The sequence below is a fragment of the Staphylococcus sp. HMSC034C12 genome (assembly GCF_001835895.1).
GTDB lineage: Bacteria > Bacillota > Bacilli > Staphylococcales > Staphylococcaceae > Staphylococcus > Staphylococcus hominis.
The window spans coordinates 85,090-101,279 of the sequence record NZ_KV826331.1 but is presented as its reverse complement, the minus strand read 5'-3'; the positions used below and the strand labels follow the sequence as shown (position 1 = coordinate 101,279).

16 protein-coding genes are annotated in these 16,190 nt (G+C 29.4%); 15 read left to right on the top strand and 1 reads right to left on the bottom strand.

From position 1 onward, the window contains the following. The 8 genes from HMPREF2629_RS07165 (at window position 1) to holA (ending at window position 6,704) form a co-directional block, all read left to right on the top strand. Window positions 1-570, top strand: coding sequence for a nicotinate-nucleotide adenylyltransferase (locus tag HMPREF2629_RS07165; RefSeq protein ID WP_002449696.1), 570 nt, complete (start codon window positions 1-3; stop codon window positions 568-570). Next, the gene (gene yqeK, locus HMPREF2629_RS07160; protein WP_048761576.1) at window positions 560-1,144 is read left to right on the top strand and encodes a bis(5'-nucleosyl)-tetraphosphatase (symmetrical) YqeK; all 585 of its coding nucleotides are present in this window, start codon (window positions 560-562) and stop codon (window positions 1,142-1,144) included. Before HMPREF2629_RS07165 ends, yqeK begins: the two co-directional genes overlap by 11 nt. Further along, on the top strand, window positions 1,145-1,498 hold the full coding sequence (gene rsfS / locus HMPREF2629_RS07155) for a ribosome silencing factor (protein ID WP_002449779.1): 354 nt from the start codon (window positions 1,145-1,147) through the stop codon (window positions 1,496-1,498). A 1-nt stretch (window position 1,499) separates the two neighbouring features. After that, window positions 1,500-2,231, top strand: a complete 732-nt coding sequence (locus HMPREF2629_RS07150; RefSeq protein WP_017176198.1) for a class I SAM-dependent DNA methyltransferase — start codon at window positions 1,500-1,502, stop codon at window positions 2,229-2,231. Window positions 2,232-2,283: 52 nt separating this feature from the next. Next, entirely contained in the window at window positions 2,284-2,946 is a 663-nt protein-coding gene (locus tag HMPREF2629_RS07145) for a helix-hairpin-helix domain-containing protein (RefSeq protein ID WP_048761580.1), read from the top strand. A gap of 65 nt (window positions 2,947-3,011) precedes the next feature. After that, window positions 3,012-3,476, top strand: a complete 465-nt coding sequence (locus HMPREF2629_RS07140; RefSeq protein WP_017176200.1) for a ComE operon protein 2 — start codon at window positions 3,012-3,014, stop codon at window positions 3,474-3,476. A 176-nt stretch (window positions 3,477-3,652) separates the two neighbouring features. After that, a complete protein-coding gene (locus HMPREF2629_RS07135) occupies window positions 3,653-5,659 on the top strand; it encodes a DNA internalization-related competence protein ComEC/Rec2 (protein WP_235428931.1) in 2,007 nt (668 codons plus the stop codon). A 70-nt stretch (window positions 5,660-5,729) separates the two neighbouring features. Next, a complete protein-coding gene (gene holA / locus HMPREF2629_RS07130) occupies window positions 5,730-6,704 on the top strand; it encodes a DNA polymerase III subunit delta (RefSeq protein ID WP_017176202.1) in 975 nt (324 codons plus the stop codon). A gap of 41 nt (window positions 6,705-6,745) precedes the next feature. Here holA and rpsT read toward each other — a convergent pair whose 3' ends face one another. Next, window positions 6,746-6,997, bottom strand: a complete 252-nt coding sequence (gene rpsT, locus HMPREF2629_RS07125) for a 30S ribosomal protein S20 (protein WP_017176203.1) — start codon at window positions 6,995-6,997, stop codon at window positions 6,746-6,748. A 330-nt stretch (window positions 6,998-7,327) separates the two neighbouring features. Here rpsT and lepA point away from each other — a divergent pair, with 330 nt between their 5' ends. From lepA to prmA, 7 genes are all read left to right on the top strand, one after another. Further along, window positions 7,328-9,151, top strand: a complete 1,824-nt coding sequence (lepA, locus tag HMPREF2629_RS07120; RefSeq protein WP_017176204.1) for a translation elongation factor 4 — start codon at window positions 7,328-7,330, stop codon at window positions 9,149-9,151. A gap of 82 nt (window positions 9,152-9,233) precedes the next feature. Next, a complete protein-coding gene (hemW, locus tag HMPREF2629_RS07115) occupies window positions 9,234-10,355 on the top strand; it encodes a radical SAM family heme chaperone HemW (protein WP_048681919.1) in 1,122 nt (373 codons plus the stop codon). Window positions 10,356-10,458: 103 nt separating this feature from the next. Beyond that, on the top strand, window positions 10,459-11,436 hold the full coding sequence (gene hrcA / locus HMPREF2629_RS07110) for a heat-inducible transcriptional repressor HrcA (protein ID WP_048761586.1): 978 nt from the start codon (window positions 10,459-10,461) through the stop codon (window positions 11,434-11,436). A gap of 31 nt (window positions 11,437-11,467) precedes the next feature. Then, window positions 11,468-12,091, top strand: coding sequence for a nucleotide exchange factor GrpE (gene grpE, locus HMPREF2629_RS07105; protein ID WP_019834861.1), 624 nt, complete (start codon window positions 11,468-11,470; stop codon window positions 12,089-12,091). A gap of 42 nt (window positions 12,092-12,133) precedes the next feature. Continuing rightward, complete coding sequence (gene dnaK / locus HMPREF2629_RS07100) at window positions 12,134-13,966, top strand: molecular chaperone DnaK (protein ID WP_017176208.1); 1,833 nt, start codon at window positions 12,134-12,136, stop codon at window positions 13,964-13,966. A 152-nt stretch (window positions 13,967-14,118) separates the two neighbouring features. Continuing rightward, window positions 14,119-15,249, top strand: a complete 1,131-nt coding sequence (dnaJ, locus tag HMPREF2629_RS07095) for a molecular chaperone DnaJ (protein WP_017176209.1) — start codon at window positions 14,119-14,121, stop codon at window positions 15,247-15,249. 2 nt (window positions 15,250-15,251) lie between these two features. Then, window positions 15,252-16,190 (top strand): 50S ribosomal protein L11 methyltransferase, encoded by a 939-nt coding sequence (prmA, locus tag HMPREF2629_RS07090; RefSeq protein WP_017176210.1) that lies wholly within the window; start codon window positions 15,252-15,254, stop codon window positions 16,188-16,190.

The window sequence follows — 16,190 nt, the reverse complement described above, 5'->3', positions numbered from 1 at the left end:
ATGAAAAAAATTGTTTTATACGGCGGACAATTCAATCCTATTCATACTGCACATATGTTAGTAGCTAATGAAGTATTTCATAAAATTAAACCGGATGTTTTCTATTTTTTACCAAGTTATATGGCTCCACTTAAAGAACATAACGATTACTTAGATGCTCATTATCGCATCAAAATGATTAATATGGTAATCGAGCAGTTAGGTTTCGGAAATATTTGTTATGCAGAATTAGAAAGAAAAGGTCAAAGTTATACGTATGATACATTAAAAGCTTTAATTGACCAAAATCCTTACGATAAGTTTTATTTTGTAATAGGATCAGACCAATATGATCAACTTGATAAATGGTATAAAATAGATGAATTAAAGCAAATGATTATCTTTATAGTAGTAAATAGAGAAAAAAATATTCAAAAGGTTGATGAAAATATGATTTCCATATCTATTCCAAGAATGGATATTAGTTCATCAATGATTAGACAACGTGTAAAAGATAAAAAAACAATTGATATTTTAGTCCCTCGAAATGTTAGTAAATATATTAGAGAGGAAGGATTCTATGAACACTAAAGAAGCAAAAGAACTTATCGAAAATAAATTGCCCGAAAAGCGTTTTAAACATTCTCTTAGAGTAGCTGACACAGCAGTTAAGCTTGCTGAAATCTATGATGGAGATAAAAGTAAAGCAGAGTTAGCAGGCATTTTACATGATTATTGTAAATATGATGATTTAGGAAAAATGTATCAAGTCGTTCGCCAACATGATTTAGATAGCAATTTGTTAAGTTATGGAAGTGAAATTCTTCATGGACCTGTATGTGCAGCATTAATGAAGGCTGATTATGGCATCGAAGATGAAGAAACATTATTAGCCATTAAATATCACACTACTGGTCGTAAAGAAATGACAAAAACTGAAAAATTGGTATTTATTGCTGACTATATAGAACCTGGTAGAAAAACTCCAGGAGTTGAAGAAATTAGAGATATGGCATACAATCAAGGTAGCTTAGATAAAACAATTTATGAAATATCAAAGCGAACAGTGTTATTTTTAATTAGTAAAGATATTACTGTTTATGGTTCTACAATTGAATGTTTAAATTATTATAATTATAGTGATCAAAAGATAAAGGATGATTAAATGAATTCAGAAGAATTATTAAATATTGCTGTCACAGCGACAGAAGATAAAAAAGCAGAAGATATTGTTTCTCTTAATATGCAAGGTATTAGTGATATGACTGATTATTTTGTAGTGTGTCACGGTAACAATGAACGTCAAGTTCAATCAATTGCTAGAGCAGTAAAAGAAAAAGTGCATGAAAATAATATTGAAGTAAAGCGTATGGAAGGTTATCAAAGTGCAAGATGGGTCTTAATTGATTTAGCAGACGTAGTAGTTCATATTTTCCATAAAGATGAACGCAATTACTATAATATAGAGAAACTTTATCAAGATGCTCCAATAGAATCATATAATCAGGTAGCATATTAAAATGATGCAATACACCGAAATGAGTAAAGTTTATGATCAGCTTACTCAAGATCAACCTTATGAAGAATGGTTTAATATTGTAAAATATTATACAAGAACAATGTCTTCTAATGATTCAATAAATATTCTTGATATTGGTTGTGGCACTGGAAGTTTAACGCAATTACTTCCTTCTATTGGCACGGTTACGGGCATGGATTTAAGTACAGACATGTTATCTATTGCTGCAAATAAATCTAATCAAGTTACTTGGTTAGAAGGTGACATGACCGATTTTTCATTAAATACAACATATGATGTTGTAACAATATTTTGTGATTCCCTGAATTATTTACCTGATATTGATGATATCGTAAATACGTTTAATTGTGTATTTAATCATTTATCTGATTTAGGAATGTTTATATTCGATATTCATACGATATATAAAATGAACACAGCATTTAATAATCAATGTTATATTGATGATAATGATGATATATTTTTAGCGTGGGAAGCTATAAAGGGTGAAGAACCTTATAGTGTTTATCATGATATGAGTTTCTTTTTAAAACAGCATAATGGTAATTATCACCGTTTTAATGAATCACATTATCAAAGAACATTTGAAAAGGATTTCTATATTCGATTGTTAAAACAAACTGGATTTAATCGTATTGAAACTTTTGTAGACTTTGACATCAATAATCATAATGAAAAAGGTGACAGATTGTTTTTTGTTGCTTATAAATAAAATAAAGTAAACTCATCTTCTTATACGTTTATACATATAAGGAGATGAGTTTTTGTTTAAGTATAGAAATGAAATAATTCAATTGTTAACTAAGTGGAAGACTCATATCATCATTTTAATTGCAGTAGTGTTACTTTTTATAGTGATTCTCATGCTTATGAAAAATAATGAGCCTTCAGAATATATGACAACATCTAATGCTTACAATAGCCAATTTAATAATAATGAAAAATATAATAAAAATAAAAATGATAATAATTTATCCACTTCTTCTAAAGAAAATTCAACTATTTATGTAGATGTCAAAGGAGCGGTTAAATTACCAGATGTTTATAAAATGAAAAAGAACGATAGAGTTAAAGATGTACTAAAAAAAGCTAAAATTTCTGAAAATGCTGATATTACAAAAATCAATTTATCTGAAAAACTTACTGATCAAAAAATGATTTATATACCTAATAAAAATGAAACGAAACTAAATGCTACACTCACTAATCAAAGTAATTTAGATACTTCTGAAAGTATTAAAGTCAATCTTAACACAGCAAATGAAAGAGAATTGCTTAATGTTCCAGGTATAGGTCCAACTAAAGTGAAAGAGATTATTAAATACAGAGAGGAAAAGGGACAATTTAATAAGGTTGAAGACTTAAAACAAGTAAGAGGAATTGGAGGGAAAACTTTCGAGAAACTTAAAGATTACTTTACTACATAAATTAAATTGGAAGAATTTTTAATATAAATTATAATAGATATATATTTTTTAAGGAGTTGAACTTTATGGATAGAATAAAATGGGACGAATATTTTATGGCACAAAGCCATTTGCTTGCATTACGTTCTACATGTCAAAGACTATCAGTAGGCGCAACAATTGTAAAGGACAATAGAATAATTGCAGGAGGTTATAATGGCTCAGTAGCAGGAGAAGTTCACTGTATTGATGTAGGATGTTTAATAGAAGATGGTCATTGTATTAGAACCATTCACGCAGAAATGAATGCATTATTACAATGCGCAAAACAAGGTGTATCATCAGATAATGCAACGATATATGTCACACATTTTCCTTGTTTAAACTGTACTAAGTCTATTATTCAAGCAGGTATTAAGAAAATATACTATGCAAAAGATTATCATAATCATAAATATGCTATTAAATTATTAAATCAAGCAGGTATTGAGTATGAAAAAATACCATTTTCTGCTAATAAAATAGCTGAATTTTTAACTAAAGAATGTTAGTTGTTTTATATGCACTTTCTTTTTTAAGTGGTATATTATGGGTTCATCTTAAATTATTTTCAATTTTAATATTTGCTATTATATTAATTATTGTGTATCGAAAGAGTATTCCTTTATACCACTATTTATTAATTTTATCCTTTTTCTTTCTAGCTTTATTTCAAGTACACCATACTTTGAAAACAAATCATTTTATACTCCAAAATTTAAAAGTCCACAGTAATATAAATTCAAAAGTAACGTTTCAAAATGATATAAAACAATTCAATCAAATTATTAAAGGACAATTTCAATATAAACATAATAATTATCACTTTACTTTTAAAAGTCCACAATTGAAAGCTAAAGATTTAAAAAATCGAGAATGTAAAATTAATGGAAATATCACAAATAGTATTCATAATGAAGTCTATGTTTATATCGATCAAATAGATAATAAACATTGTACTAAAGTTAATCATATAAGTTTTATAGATAAACACCTAAATTATATTCAAAACAAGTTATACCATTCTTCGTTAAAATATCCAGAGAGAGTCTTAGCTTTAATTACTGGAGATACTAGTGCAATTGATACAGATTACTTAGATAAAGTTAAAGCGATAGGTATTTATCATTTACTTGCTGTCAGTGGATCACACGTTGCTACCATTATTTTTATCATTCAATATAGTTTGGTCAGGTTTAATATTCCAAAATTATTTATACGAGTTTTTATTATTATGATACTAATACTATTTATTTTTTATACAAATTTTGCACCGAGTGCTTTAAGAGCAGTTTTAACCGCTATTACTTTTTTTATTATCCCTAAGACTTTTAAAATTTCGTCTATAAGTGTATTATCGTTGGTCTTTTTATTTATGACAATTTGGAATATGAATTTTGCTTATGACATTGGATTTCAATTTTCTTTCATTATTTCTTTTTTTATACTATTTTCTAAGCCATTATTTAATAATCAATCAATTATAAAGAATTATATTTATATAACAATTATCGCTCAATTTTCATCCATGATTATTAGTATTTATCATTTTAATCAGTTTCAATGGATTGGTTTTATTTCTAATGTAATATTTGTCCCATTATATTCTTTCATTATTTTTCCACTTTCTATTGTTCTATTTACTTTCTATCATTTCTTTAGTGACTTGCGATGTATAAATATGGTTGCAAATCAATTATTTGAACTGCACGATAGAATAATGCAACCGTTCATTTTATTTAGAAATTACCAAATAAATATCGCTGATCAATCAAATTTAAGTCTACTCTACTGTTTCATTTTATTAACTCTACTAACTATATTTATATGTTATAAAAATTATAGAGCATTCTTAATTATAATTATCTTATTTATAATATTTATAAAATTAACTAATCAACCATTAGCGACGACGTTTACTGCTTTAAATGTTGGTCAAGGTGATAGTTTTCTTTTTCAAACAAAAAATAATGAAACTGTGATGGTAGATACTGGTGGTAAAGTAGTTCAAACGAAGATTAAAGATAATCATAATATTGCGAAATATCATATTATTCCTACTTTAAAATCTAGAGGAATATCAAAAATTGATCACTTAATTCTTACTCATCCACATAATGATCATATAGGCGAATTTCCTTATTTAGCACAAAATATAAGAATTAAAAATTTATATTTATATATAAAAAGTTATTCAGTAGATCAAATTAAAACTATACATACATTTTGTAGTATATATCATATAAAAGTTATTGATGTTTTAGAGACTAATAATATTCAGTTGAAAGAAGCTAAAATATCATTTTTAAATGCTTTTATTGATTCCAATGAAGACAAAAATGCACAAAGTATAATTTCATTAATAGAGTACAAAAATTACAAATTATTATTGATGGGCGACGCAATTGAAGAAAATGAAAATTTATTATTAAAGAAATATCATTTACCGTTAATTGATGTTCTAAAAGTTGGACACCATGGCAGTAAAACAAGTAGTTCAAAACATTTTTTAGAAATCATACAACCTAAAATTAGTATGATTTCAAGTGGAAAAAATAATACTTTTCATTTGCCTAATAACGAAACGATAGATAAATTAGAGAAAATTAATTCTCATATCTACAATACTCAAACTGATGGAGAAATTACTTTAAATCTCGATAATCAACTTATATCATCCTTTAATAGAAGTTAATGATAGAGAATAATAATTACACAATGCTATAATAAATTAATGGTATAATTTTGAAAGGGTGCAAGTTTACATGGCTAATAATATAATGGCTATATACGGAGAAGTGCCAGAACTAGTGGAGAAAAAAAGTAATGAAATCGTAGAAAGTTACTTAAATGAAAAAAAAGACGATTTTAACTATGTTAAATATAATCTTTATGATACAAGTTTTAATCAGATTATAGAAGAAGCATTAACAATGCCTTTTATTTCAGAGAAAAAAGCTATTGTTGTTAAAAATGCTTTTATTTTTACAGGTGAGAAAGTTTCAAAAGATATCCAACCGAACAACGAACAAGTAAACGAATTTTTAGAAAAATATGATGGAGAAAACTTTATCATTTTTGAAGTGTATCAAAATAAATTAGATGAAAGAAAGAAAATTACTAAGACTTTAAAAAAGACAAGCAAGCTAGCTAAAGTTGAACAGATGTCTGAACAAGAGATTAAAAATTGGATAAAAAATAAACTTCATGAAAATTTTAAAGATATTAAACAGGATGCATTAGATTTATTTATAGAATTAACTGGTATTAACTTTAATATAGTTTCGCAAGAATTAGAAAAAATTATTTTATTCTTAGGAGAGCGAACAACTATAAATAAAAAAGATGTTGAAGAGATTATTAATAGAAGTTTAGAACAAAATGTTTTTCTTTTAACTGAATATATACAAAAAGGGGAAAAATATAAAGCCATTCAACTTATTAAAGATTTAATAGTAATGAAAGAAGAACCTATTAAACTATTGGCATTAATAACAAGTAATTATCGATTATATTATCAATGTAAAATTTTAAGTCGAAAAGGATATAGCGGACAACAAATTGCTAAAACAATTAATGTGCACCCATACCGAGTTAAATTGGCTTTAAATCAAGTAAAACATTATCAATTAACTCATTTGCTAAATATTATTGATCAATGTGCAGAAACTGATTATAAGTTAAAATCCTCATATATGGATAAACAACTGATTTTAGAATTATTTATTCTTTCTTTATAAATAAAAAAAGTTCAAGCTAATCGCTTGAACTTTTTAAATGATTATTTGCTTGAAGACATTAATTGAGATTTAATGCGGTCAGCTTTATTTGAATGAATTAAGTTACTGTGTGCAGCTTTATCAACTGATTTAATTGCGAAGTTAACTAATTCAGCTTTATTATCAGCATTATTTTCAATTGCTGATTTAGCATTTTTCACTGCAGTACGCATAGCGTTTTTTTGTGAAATATTACGTGCTTCAGCAGTTTCAGTTGTTCTTACACGTTTAATAGCAGATTTAATATTTGGCATTACTGTCACCTCCTAAAAGTGATCTAAGCATATCAAATTTTATTTTGATTACAACAAGAAATATTTTATCAAAACATGAATATTTGTGCAATCATTTATTAACATTAAACCTATTTATTTACAAAAAGAACGATATTAACTATTGGAAACCTTTATACAACACTTTATAATTGTTATGTAGTTTAAGAAAAACCTTAAAATTAAAAGTAAATAAAGAATCTTCACATGATGATTCTTTTCTCTTAAATTTGCAAATAATGATTAAAAACGATATTATGTCAAAGATGTATACATATACGGGTAAATTTACGAAAGCGAGAATGATAAGTTATGGATATGCAAGAACGCTATAACCGAAGAGATAATATAAGAAACTTTTCTATAATTGCTCATATTGATCATGGTAAATCAACGTTAGCAGATAGAATTTTAGAAAATACTAAATCTGTAGAAACTAGAGAAATGCAAAATCAATTGCTTGATTCAATGGATCTTGAAAGAGAGCGCGGTATTACAATTAAATTAAATGCTGTTAGATTAAAATATGAATCTAAAGATGGACAGACTTATACGTTTCATTTAATCGATACTCCAGGGCACGTCGATTTCTCATATGAAGTTTCTCGTTCATTAGCTGCATGTGAAGGCGCTATTTTAGTAGTTGACGCTGCACAAGGCATCGAGGCTCAAACTCTTGCTAATGTTTACTTAGCACTAGATAATGATTTAGAACTCTTACCGGTAGTAAATAAAATAGATCTACCCGCTGCTGAACCAGAAAGAGTAAAACAAGAATTAGAAGATGTTATTGGCTTAGATAAAGATGAAGTTGTGTTAGCAAGTGCCAAATCAAATATTGGTATCGATGAAATCTTAGAAAAAATTGTTGAAGTTGTTCCTCCACCAGAAGGAGATCCTAGTGCACCGCTTAAAGCTCTTATTTTTGATTCAGAGTACGATCCTTATCGAGGCGTTATTTCTTCTATTCGAGTAATGGAAGGTGTTGTAAAAGCTGGAGATCGTATCAAAATGATGGCAACAGGAAAAGAGTTTGAAGTTACTGAGGTTGGGATTAATACTCCTAAACAACTACCAATTGAAGAACTTACAGTAGGCGATGTTGGATATATTATTGCAAGTATTAAAAATGTCGACGATTCACGTGTTGGGGATACTATCACTCATGTAGATAGACCAGCAGATGCTCCGTTAAAAGGGTATAAAAAGATGAATCCAATGGTTTATTGTGGATTGTTCCCAATTGATAATAAAGATTATAACGATTTAAGAGAAGCTCTTGAAAAACTTCAATTAAATGATGCATCATTAGAATTTGAACCAGAATCATCACAAGCACTGGGATTTGGATTTAGAACAGGATTCTTAGGTATGCTACATATGGAAATTATTCAAGAGAGAATTGAACGAGAATTTGGAATAGAATTAATTGCGACTGCACCTTCAGTTATATATAAATGTGAAATGAATGATGGTTCAGAAGTTACAGTTGATAATCCATCTCAAATGCCTGAACGTGATAGAATTAAAGCGATTTATGAACCATATGTAAAAGCGACAATGATGGTGCCAAATGACTATGTTGGAGCAGTTATGGAACTGTGTCAACGTAAACGTGGCCAATTTATAAATATGGATTACTTAGATGATATCCGTGTGAATATCGTTTATGAAATTCCATTATCAGAAGTTGTATTTGATTTCTTTGACCAATTAAAATCTAATACGAAAGGCTATGCTTCATTTGATTATGAATTTATTGAAAATAAAGAAAGTAATTTAGTTAAAATGGATATTTTATTAAATGGTGACAAAGTAGATGCACTTAGTTTTATCGTTCACAGAGATTTTGCATATGAACGAGGTAAAGCTCTTGTTGAAAAATTAAAAACACTTATTCCTAGACAACAATTCGAAGTTCCAGTTCAAGCTGCAATAGGTCAAAAAATTGTGGCCCGAACTAATATTAAATCTATGGGTAAAAACGTGTTATCTAAGTGTTATGGTGGAGATATCAGCCGTAAACGTAAATTACTTGAAAAACAAAAAGCTGGTAAAGCAAAAATGAAAGCTGTTGGTAACGTAGACATACCACAAGATGCTTTCTTAGCTGTTCTTAAAATGGATGATGAATAGGTTATTAATGCGAGGCTGGAACCCAGAATCATGTGTTCCAACCTCGTTTGTGTTTTAAAAACTTAAAAATGAGGGTGTAACGATGTCAATAAAAAGTGCATATATTCATATACCTTTTTGCGTTAGGATTTGTACATATTGTGATTTTAATAAGTACTTTATTAACAAACAACCAGTAGATGAGTATATTTCTGCATTAATTAAAGAAATGAAAACAAGTGAAATTAGAAATCTTGAAACAATGTACGTTGGAGGAGGTACGCCTACAGCTTTAAATCTCAAGCAACTTGAAAGACTTTTAAAAGCAATACAGTCAACTTTTTCAATTAAAGGTGAATATACATTTGAAGCAAATCCCGATGAATTAACCTTAGATAAAGTGAAATTACTACACTCATATGGTGTAAATAGAATTTCTATGGGCGTACAAACATTTAAACCAGAATTACTAAAAATTCTAGGTAGAACACATAAAACTCAAGATATATATAATGCTGTAGAGTATGCTAGAAAAGCAAATATTGAATCGATTAGTTTAGACCTAATGTATCATTTACCAACTCAAACATTAGAAGATTTTTCAGATAGTCTTAATAGAGCAATACAAATGGATATAGATCATATTTCAAGTTATGGATTAATTTTAGAACCTAAAACTCAATTTTATAATATGTATCGAAAAGGCAAATTAAAATTGCCAAACGAAGATCTAGGAGCTGAAATGTACCAATATTTAATGAATGTTTTAGGAGAAACCTCATTTAAACAATATGAAATCTCAAATTTCGCTAAGTCTCATCATGAATCAAGGCATAATAAGACTTACTGGCTAAATGAAGAATATTATGGTTTTGGAGCAGGAGCAAGTGGATATGTAAATGGGGAACGCTATTCGAATCTCAATCCTGTTAATCATTACATCAATGCTATTAATAATCATCAACGTCCTATTTTAACTTCCAATTTTCCTACTCAATCAGAAAGAATGGAAGAAGAAATGTTTTTAGGATTAAGAATGAATAAAGGTGTCGATAAAGTTAAATTTCTTTCAAAATTTGGTACCTCAATGGATAAAGTATTTGGTGAGACAATAAATAATCTGAAAAAGAAAAATTTACTTTATGAAAGAGATAACCATATTTCATTGACCAATAGGGGAAAAATCATTGGAAATGAAGTTTTTGAAGCATTTCTATTAAATTAATAAATTTTTTTGAAAAATAAGAGCTTTAACGTTGACTTACTTTGACCAATTTGTTAAATTATAATTAGCACTTGAGACAAAGGAGTGCTAATGAGGTGAAGACATGATTACAAATAGGCAATTAAGCATTTTAAATGCAATTGTTGAAGATTATGTTGATTTAGGACAACCGATAGGTTCTAAAACCTTAATTGATAGACATAACTTAAATGTAAGCCCAGCTACTATTAGAAATGAAATGAAGTATTTGGAAGAGTTGAATTTTTTAGAAAAAATACATTCATCTTCAGGGCGTGCACCTTCTGAACAAGGTTTTAGATTATACGTCAATCAATTGTTAAAACAAACATCTCATCAAAAACAAAATAAAGTTCAACGTTTAAATCAACTTTTGATTGAGAATCATTATGATATTTCTTCAGCTCTTAGTTATTTTGCTGATGAATTATCAATAAAATCTCAATATGCAACGTTGGTTGTTCGACCTAATCACAAAACAGATATTATAAATAATGTTCATTTGATTCGTGCAAATTCGTCTATAATTATAATGGTCATCATCTATAATTCTGGACATGTAGAACATTTACATTTAAGTGAATCAATGGAGTTTGACGATGAAAGGTTAACAAGGATTTCAAATTTTCTGACTGATAATTATTATAAAAGTCAATTTGATTTTAATAAGAAATTAAAACAATTTACAAATTCTATTGCGGAACAATCCTTTATAAATGAATTAACTATCATGCTAACTTCTCATCTCCATAAACAAAGTAATAGCATTTTTATGGGTGGAAAGGTTAAACTTATTGATGCACTGAACGAAACCAATGTTTCTTCTATTCAGCCAATTTTACAATATCTAGAATCAGAAAAAATTATCGAGTTACTAGAAGATATTTCCACTTCTGAAATTAATGTTAAAATTGGCCACGAAATAGATGAAGGGTTAAGTGATATTTCAATTATAACGAGCCAGTACCATTTTGATGATGCACTAAAAGGACAAATTGCGGTTATCGGACCAACTGCGATGCATTATCAAAATGTGATTCAATTACTTAATCAAATATGGTGAATCTAATTGTAATTATATTGGAGGGCATAAAATGACAGAAAAAGACGAATCAGTGAAAAATAACACTGAACATACTGAAGAAAATGAAAACGTTAAAAACGAAGCGTCGTCTTCAAATGATGTAGAAAATAATCCTTCTGAAGAAGAATTAAATAATGAATCTACATCTGAACATGATAATGAAGATAAAAATGATCAATCTAAAGACGAAGAAATTCAACAATTACAATTAAAAGCAAATGAAAATGAAGAAAAATATTTAAGATTATATGCTGAATTCGAAAATTATAAGCGTCGAATTCGAAATGAAAATGAAACAAATAAAAAATATCAAGCTCAACCCGTGCTTACTGATATTTTACCTACTATCGATAACATTGAACGTGCACTTCAAATTGAGGGTGATGACGAATCATTTAAATCTCTCAAAAAAGGCGTTCAAATGATTCATGAAAGCTTATTAAGAGCATTAAAAGACAATGGCTTAGAAGAAATTGAATCTGAAGGTCAAGAATTCGATCCAAACTTCCATCAAGCTGTTGTTCAAGATGACAATCCTGATTTCAATTCTGGTGAAATCACTCAAGAATTACAAAAAGGGTATAAATTAAAAGATAGAGTTTTAAGACCATCTATGGTCAAAGTTAATCAATAAGATTTAAATTTGAAAAATTTTTAAAATTGGAGGAATTTTATTATGAGTAAAGTAATAGGTATTGACTTAGGTACTACAAATTCTTGCGTATCTGTATTAGAAGGAGACGAACCTAAAGTAATTCAAAATCCTGAAGGTGCTAGAACAACTCCATCAGTTGTGGCATTTAAAAATGGAGAAACTCAAGTAGGTGAAGTTGCTAAACGTCAAGCAATTACAAACCCAAATACTGTACAATCAATTAAACGTCATATGGGTACAGATTATAAAGTAGATATTGACGGCAAATCATATACACCACAAGAACTTTCAGCAATGATTTTACAAAATTTAAAAAACACTGCTGAAAGTTATTTAGGAGATAAAGTGGATAAAGCAGTAATTACTGTACCTGCTTATTTCAATGATGCTGAACGTCAAGCTACTAAAGATGCTGGTAAAATTGCTGGTTTAGAAGTAGAACGTATCATTAACGAACCAACAGCTGCAGCATTAGCTTATGGTTTAGATAAAACTGAACAAGATCAAAAAGTTTTAGTATTTGACTTAGGCGGCGGTACTTTCGACGTTTCTATTCTTGAATTAGGCGATGGTGTATTCGAAGTATTATCAACTGCAGGGGATAACAAACTTGGAGGGGACGACTTTGACCAAGTAATCATCGACTATTTAGTATCAGAATTCAAAAAAGAAAATGGTGTTGACTTATCACAAGATAAAATGGCGTTACAACGTCTTAAAGACGCTGCAGAAAAAGCTAAAAAAGATTTATCTGGTGTATCTCAAACACAAATCTCATTACCATTCATTTCAGCTGGAGAAAATGGTCCATTACACTTAGAAATCAACTTAACTCGTTCTAAATTTGAAGAATTAGCTGATTCATTAATCAGAAGAACAATGGAACCAACTCGTCAAGCACTTAAAGATGCTGGCTTATCTACTTCTGAAATTGATGAAGTTATCCTAGTTGGTGGTTCAACTCGTATTCCTGCAGTACAAGAAGCAGTTAAAAAAGAAATTGGTAAAGAACCTCATAAAGGTGTAAACCCAGATGAAGTTGTTGCAATGGGTGCTGCTATCCAAGGTGGCGTAATTACTGGTGATGTTAAAGACGTTGTATTATTAGACGTAACTCCATTATCATTAGGTATCGAAATTATGGGTGGTCGTATGAATACGTTAATTGAACGTAATACAACAATTCCAACATCAAAATCTCAAGTATATTCAACAGCAGCTGACAATCAACCAGCAGTAGACATTCACGTATTACAAGGTGAACGTCCAATGGCTTCAGATAATAAAACATTAGGTAGATTCCAATTAACTGATATTCCACCAGCTCCACGTGGTGTACCTCAAATTGAAGTAACATTTGATATTGATAAAAACGGTATCGTAAACGTTACTGCAAAAGACTTAGGTACAAATAAAGAACAAAATATCACTATTCAATCAAGTTCTGCATTATCTGATGAAGAAATTGATCGTATGGTTAAAGATGCTGAAGAAAATGCTGAAGCAGATAAACAACGTCGTGAAGAAGTAGACTTAAGAAACGAAGCAGACAGCTTAGTATTCCAAGTTGAAAAAACAATTAAAGACTTAGGTGAAAATATCAGTGAAGAAGACAAATCAAATGCTGAAAGCAAAAAAGATGCGCTTAAATCAGCATTAGAAGGTCAAGATTTAGATGATATTAAAGCTAAAAAAGAAGAATTAGAACAAGTAATTCAAGAATTATCTGCTAAAGTATATCAACAAGCTCAACAAGCTCAACAACAAGCACAAGGTAGTTCACAACAATCAAATGATAGCAATGTTGAAGACGCTGAGTTCAAAGAAGTTAAAGACGACGAAGATAAAAAATAAAGCTAATCGTTTATAACGTTTACTATGTAAACATTTATAAATGTAAGCCAAAAAGTCAAAGTCAATTGAACATTGGCTTTGACTTTTTCTTTTATAGTTAAGATACTTGAGTATGTGTTTAAATTATAAAATTTAGAAAGGGAGAGATACTTGTGGCTAAAAGAGATTATTATGAAGTTCTTGGCGTAAGTAAAGATGCTTCAAAAGATGAAATAAAAAAAGCATATCGTAAATTATCAAAAAAATATCATCCGGACATCAATAAAGAAGAAGGCGCCGATGAAAAGTTTAAAGAAATTTCTGAAGCATACGAAGTTCTAAGTGATGACAATAAACGTGCAAATTATGATCAATTTGGACATAGCGGTGCCCAAGGTGGATTTGGTAGTCAAGGATTTGGTGGACAAGACTTCAGTGGCTTCGGTGGAGGCTTTGAAGATATATTTAGCTCATTCTTTGGTGGTTCACGTCAAAGAGATCCAAATGCACCTAGAAAAGGTGACGACTTACAATACACTATGACTTTAGAATTCGATGAAGCTGTTTTTGGTACTAAAAAAGAAATTTCTATTCGAAAAGATGTTACCTGTCATACATGTCATGGTGATGGTGCTAAACCAGGCACAAGTAAAAAAACATGTAGCTATTGTCATGGTTCAGGACATGTATCTGTTGAACAAAATACAATTTTAGGACGCGTAAGAACTGAGCAAACTTGTCCTAAGTGTGAGGGTAGTGGTCAAGAATTTGAAGAACCATGTCCAACTTGTCATGGTAAAGGGACTGAAAATAAAACAGTAAAATTAGAAGTAACTGTACCTGAAGGTGTAGACAATGAACAACAAATCCGTCTTGCTGGTGAAGGTGCACCTGGTGAAAATGGCGGTCCTCATGGTGATCTTTATGTAGTATTCCGTGTTAAACCTTCTGATAAATTTAGAAGAGATGGCGATGATTTATTCTATGAACTTAACATTAGCTTCCCACAAGCATCACTTGGCGATGAAATCAAAGTACCAACTCTAAACAGTAATGTTATGCTTACAATTCCTGCTGGTACTCAAACTGGTAAACAATTCCGTCTTAAAGAGAAAGGCGTTAAAAATGTTCATGGATATGGACATGGTGATTTATTTGTTAATATAAAAGTTGTCACACCAAATAAACTAACTGATAGACAAAAAGAATTAATGAGAGAATTTGCGGAAATCAGTGGTGAAAATCCGGAAGAACAACCTTCTAATTTTAAAGACAAAGCTCGTAAATTCTTTAGAGGTGAATAATCATGAACTGGACAGAATTTGCAGTCACTGTAAATCATGAAGTTGAACCTTTAGTCACTAACATATTAGAAAACTATGGTTCAAATGGAGTAGTTATAGAAGATTCAAATGATTTAATTAATCAACCTACTGATAAATTTGGTGAAATCTACGAATTAAAAAAAGAAGATTATCCTGAACAAGGTGTGAGATTAAAAGCATACTTTAACGAATTGAAATATAACACTCAATTTAAAAATAAATTAAAAAATGAAATATTAAATTTGGACCTTATAGATGATTCAGTAGTTGAGTTTTCAGCAAAGACTATTGCTGAAGTAGATTGGGCTAATGAATGGAAAAACTATTTTCATCCTTTTAGAGCTTCTGAGAGATTTACGATTGTTCCAAGTTGGGAAGATTATTCAAAAGAATCAGAAGATGAATTGTGTATAGAATTAGATCCCGGAATGGCTTTTGGTACTGGAGATCATCCAACAACAAGTATGTGTCTAAAAGCGATTGAAACTTATGTAACACCAGATTCTTCAGTTATTGATGTAGGTACAGGTTCTGGTATATTAAGTATCGCTAGTCACTTATTAGGTGTTAAAAGAATTAAAGCCTTAGATATAGACGAAATGGCTGTTGGTGTGGCTAAGGAGAATTTTAGAAAAAATCATTGCGAAAATGCTATTGAAGCAATTCCCGGTAATTTATTAAAAGAAGAAAATGAAAAATTTGATGTAGTTATCGCAAATATTTTAGCTCATATTATTGATGAAATGATTGAAGATGCTTATAATACACTAAATGAAGATGGTTATTTTATAACTTCAGGTATTATAGAAGAAAAACATGAAGATATACTGTCACATATGAAGCGTGTTGGATTTAATATTGTATCAATCAATCATGACAATGGATGGGTTTGCATTGTTGGTCAGAAAGTGAGTGAATAA

Excerpts from the sequence above, each read along its gene's own strand:
- hrcA (WP_048761586.1), top strand. The coding sequence starts at position 10,459 with ATGATTACAAATAGGCAATTAAGCATTTTAAATGCAATTGTTGAAGAT.
- hemW (WP_048681919.1), top strand. The coding sequence starts at position 9,234 with ATGTCAATAAAAAGTGCATATATTCATATACCTTTTTGCGTTAGGATT.
- HMPREF2629_RS07165 (WP_002449696.1), top strand. The coding sequence starts at position 1 with ATGAAAAAAATTGTTTTATACGGCGGACAATTCAATCCTATTCATACT.
- HMPREF2629_RS07150 (WP_017176198.1), top strand. The coding sequence starts at position 1,500 with ATGATGCAATACACCGAAATGAGTAAAGTTTATGATCAGCTTACTCAA.
- HMPREF2629_RS07140 (WP_017176200.1), top strand. The coding sequence starts at position 3,012 with ATGGATAGAATAAAATGGGACGAATATTTTATGGCACAAAGCCATTTG.
- grpE (WP_019834861.1), top strand. The coding sequence starts at position 11,468 with ATGACAGAAAAAGACGAATCAGTGAAAAATAACACTGAACATACTGAA.
- dnaK (WP_017176208.1), top strand. The coding sequence starts at position 12,134 with ATGAGTAAAGTAATAGGTATTGACTTAGGTACTACAAATTCTTGCGTA.
- rpsT (WP_017176203.1), bottom strand. The coding sequence starts at position 6,997 with ATGCCAAATATTAAATCTGCTATTAAACGTGTAAGAACAACTGAAACT.
- prmA (WP_017176210.1), top strand. The coding sequence starts at position 15,252 with ATGAACTGGACAGAATTTGCAGTCACTGTAAATCATGAAGTTGAACCT.
- lepA (WP_017176204.1), top strand. The coding sequence starts at position 7,328 with ATGGATATGCAAGAACGCTATAACCGAAGAGATAATATAAGAAACTTT.
- holA (WP_017176202.1), top strand. The coding sequence starts at position 5,730 with ATGGCTAATAATATAATGGCTATATACGGAGAAGTGCCAGAACTAGTG.
- rsfS (WP_002449779.1), top strand. The coding sequence starts at position 1,145 with ATGAATTCAGAAGAATTATTAAATATTGCTGTCACAGCGACAGAAGAT.
- yqeK (WP_048761576.1), top strand. The coding sequence starts at position 560 with ATGAACACTAAAGAAGCAAAAGAACTTATCGAAAATAAATTGCCCGAA.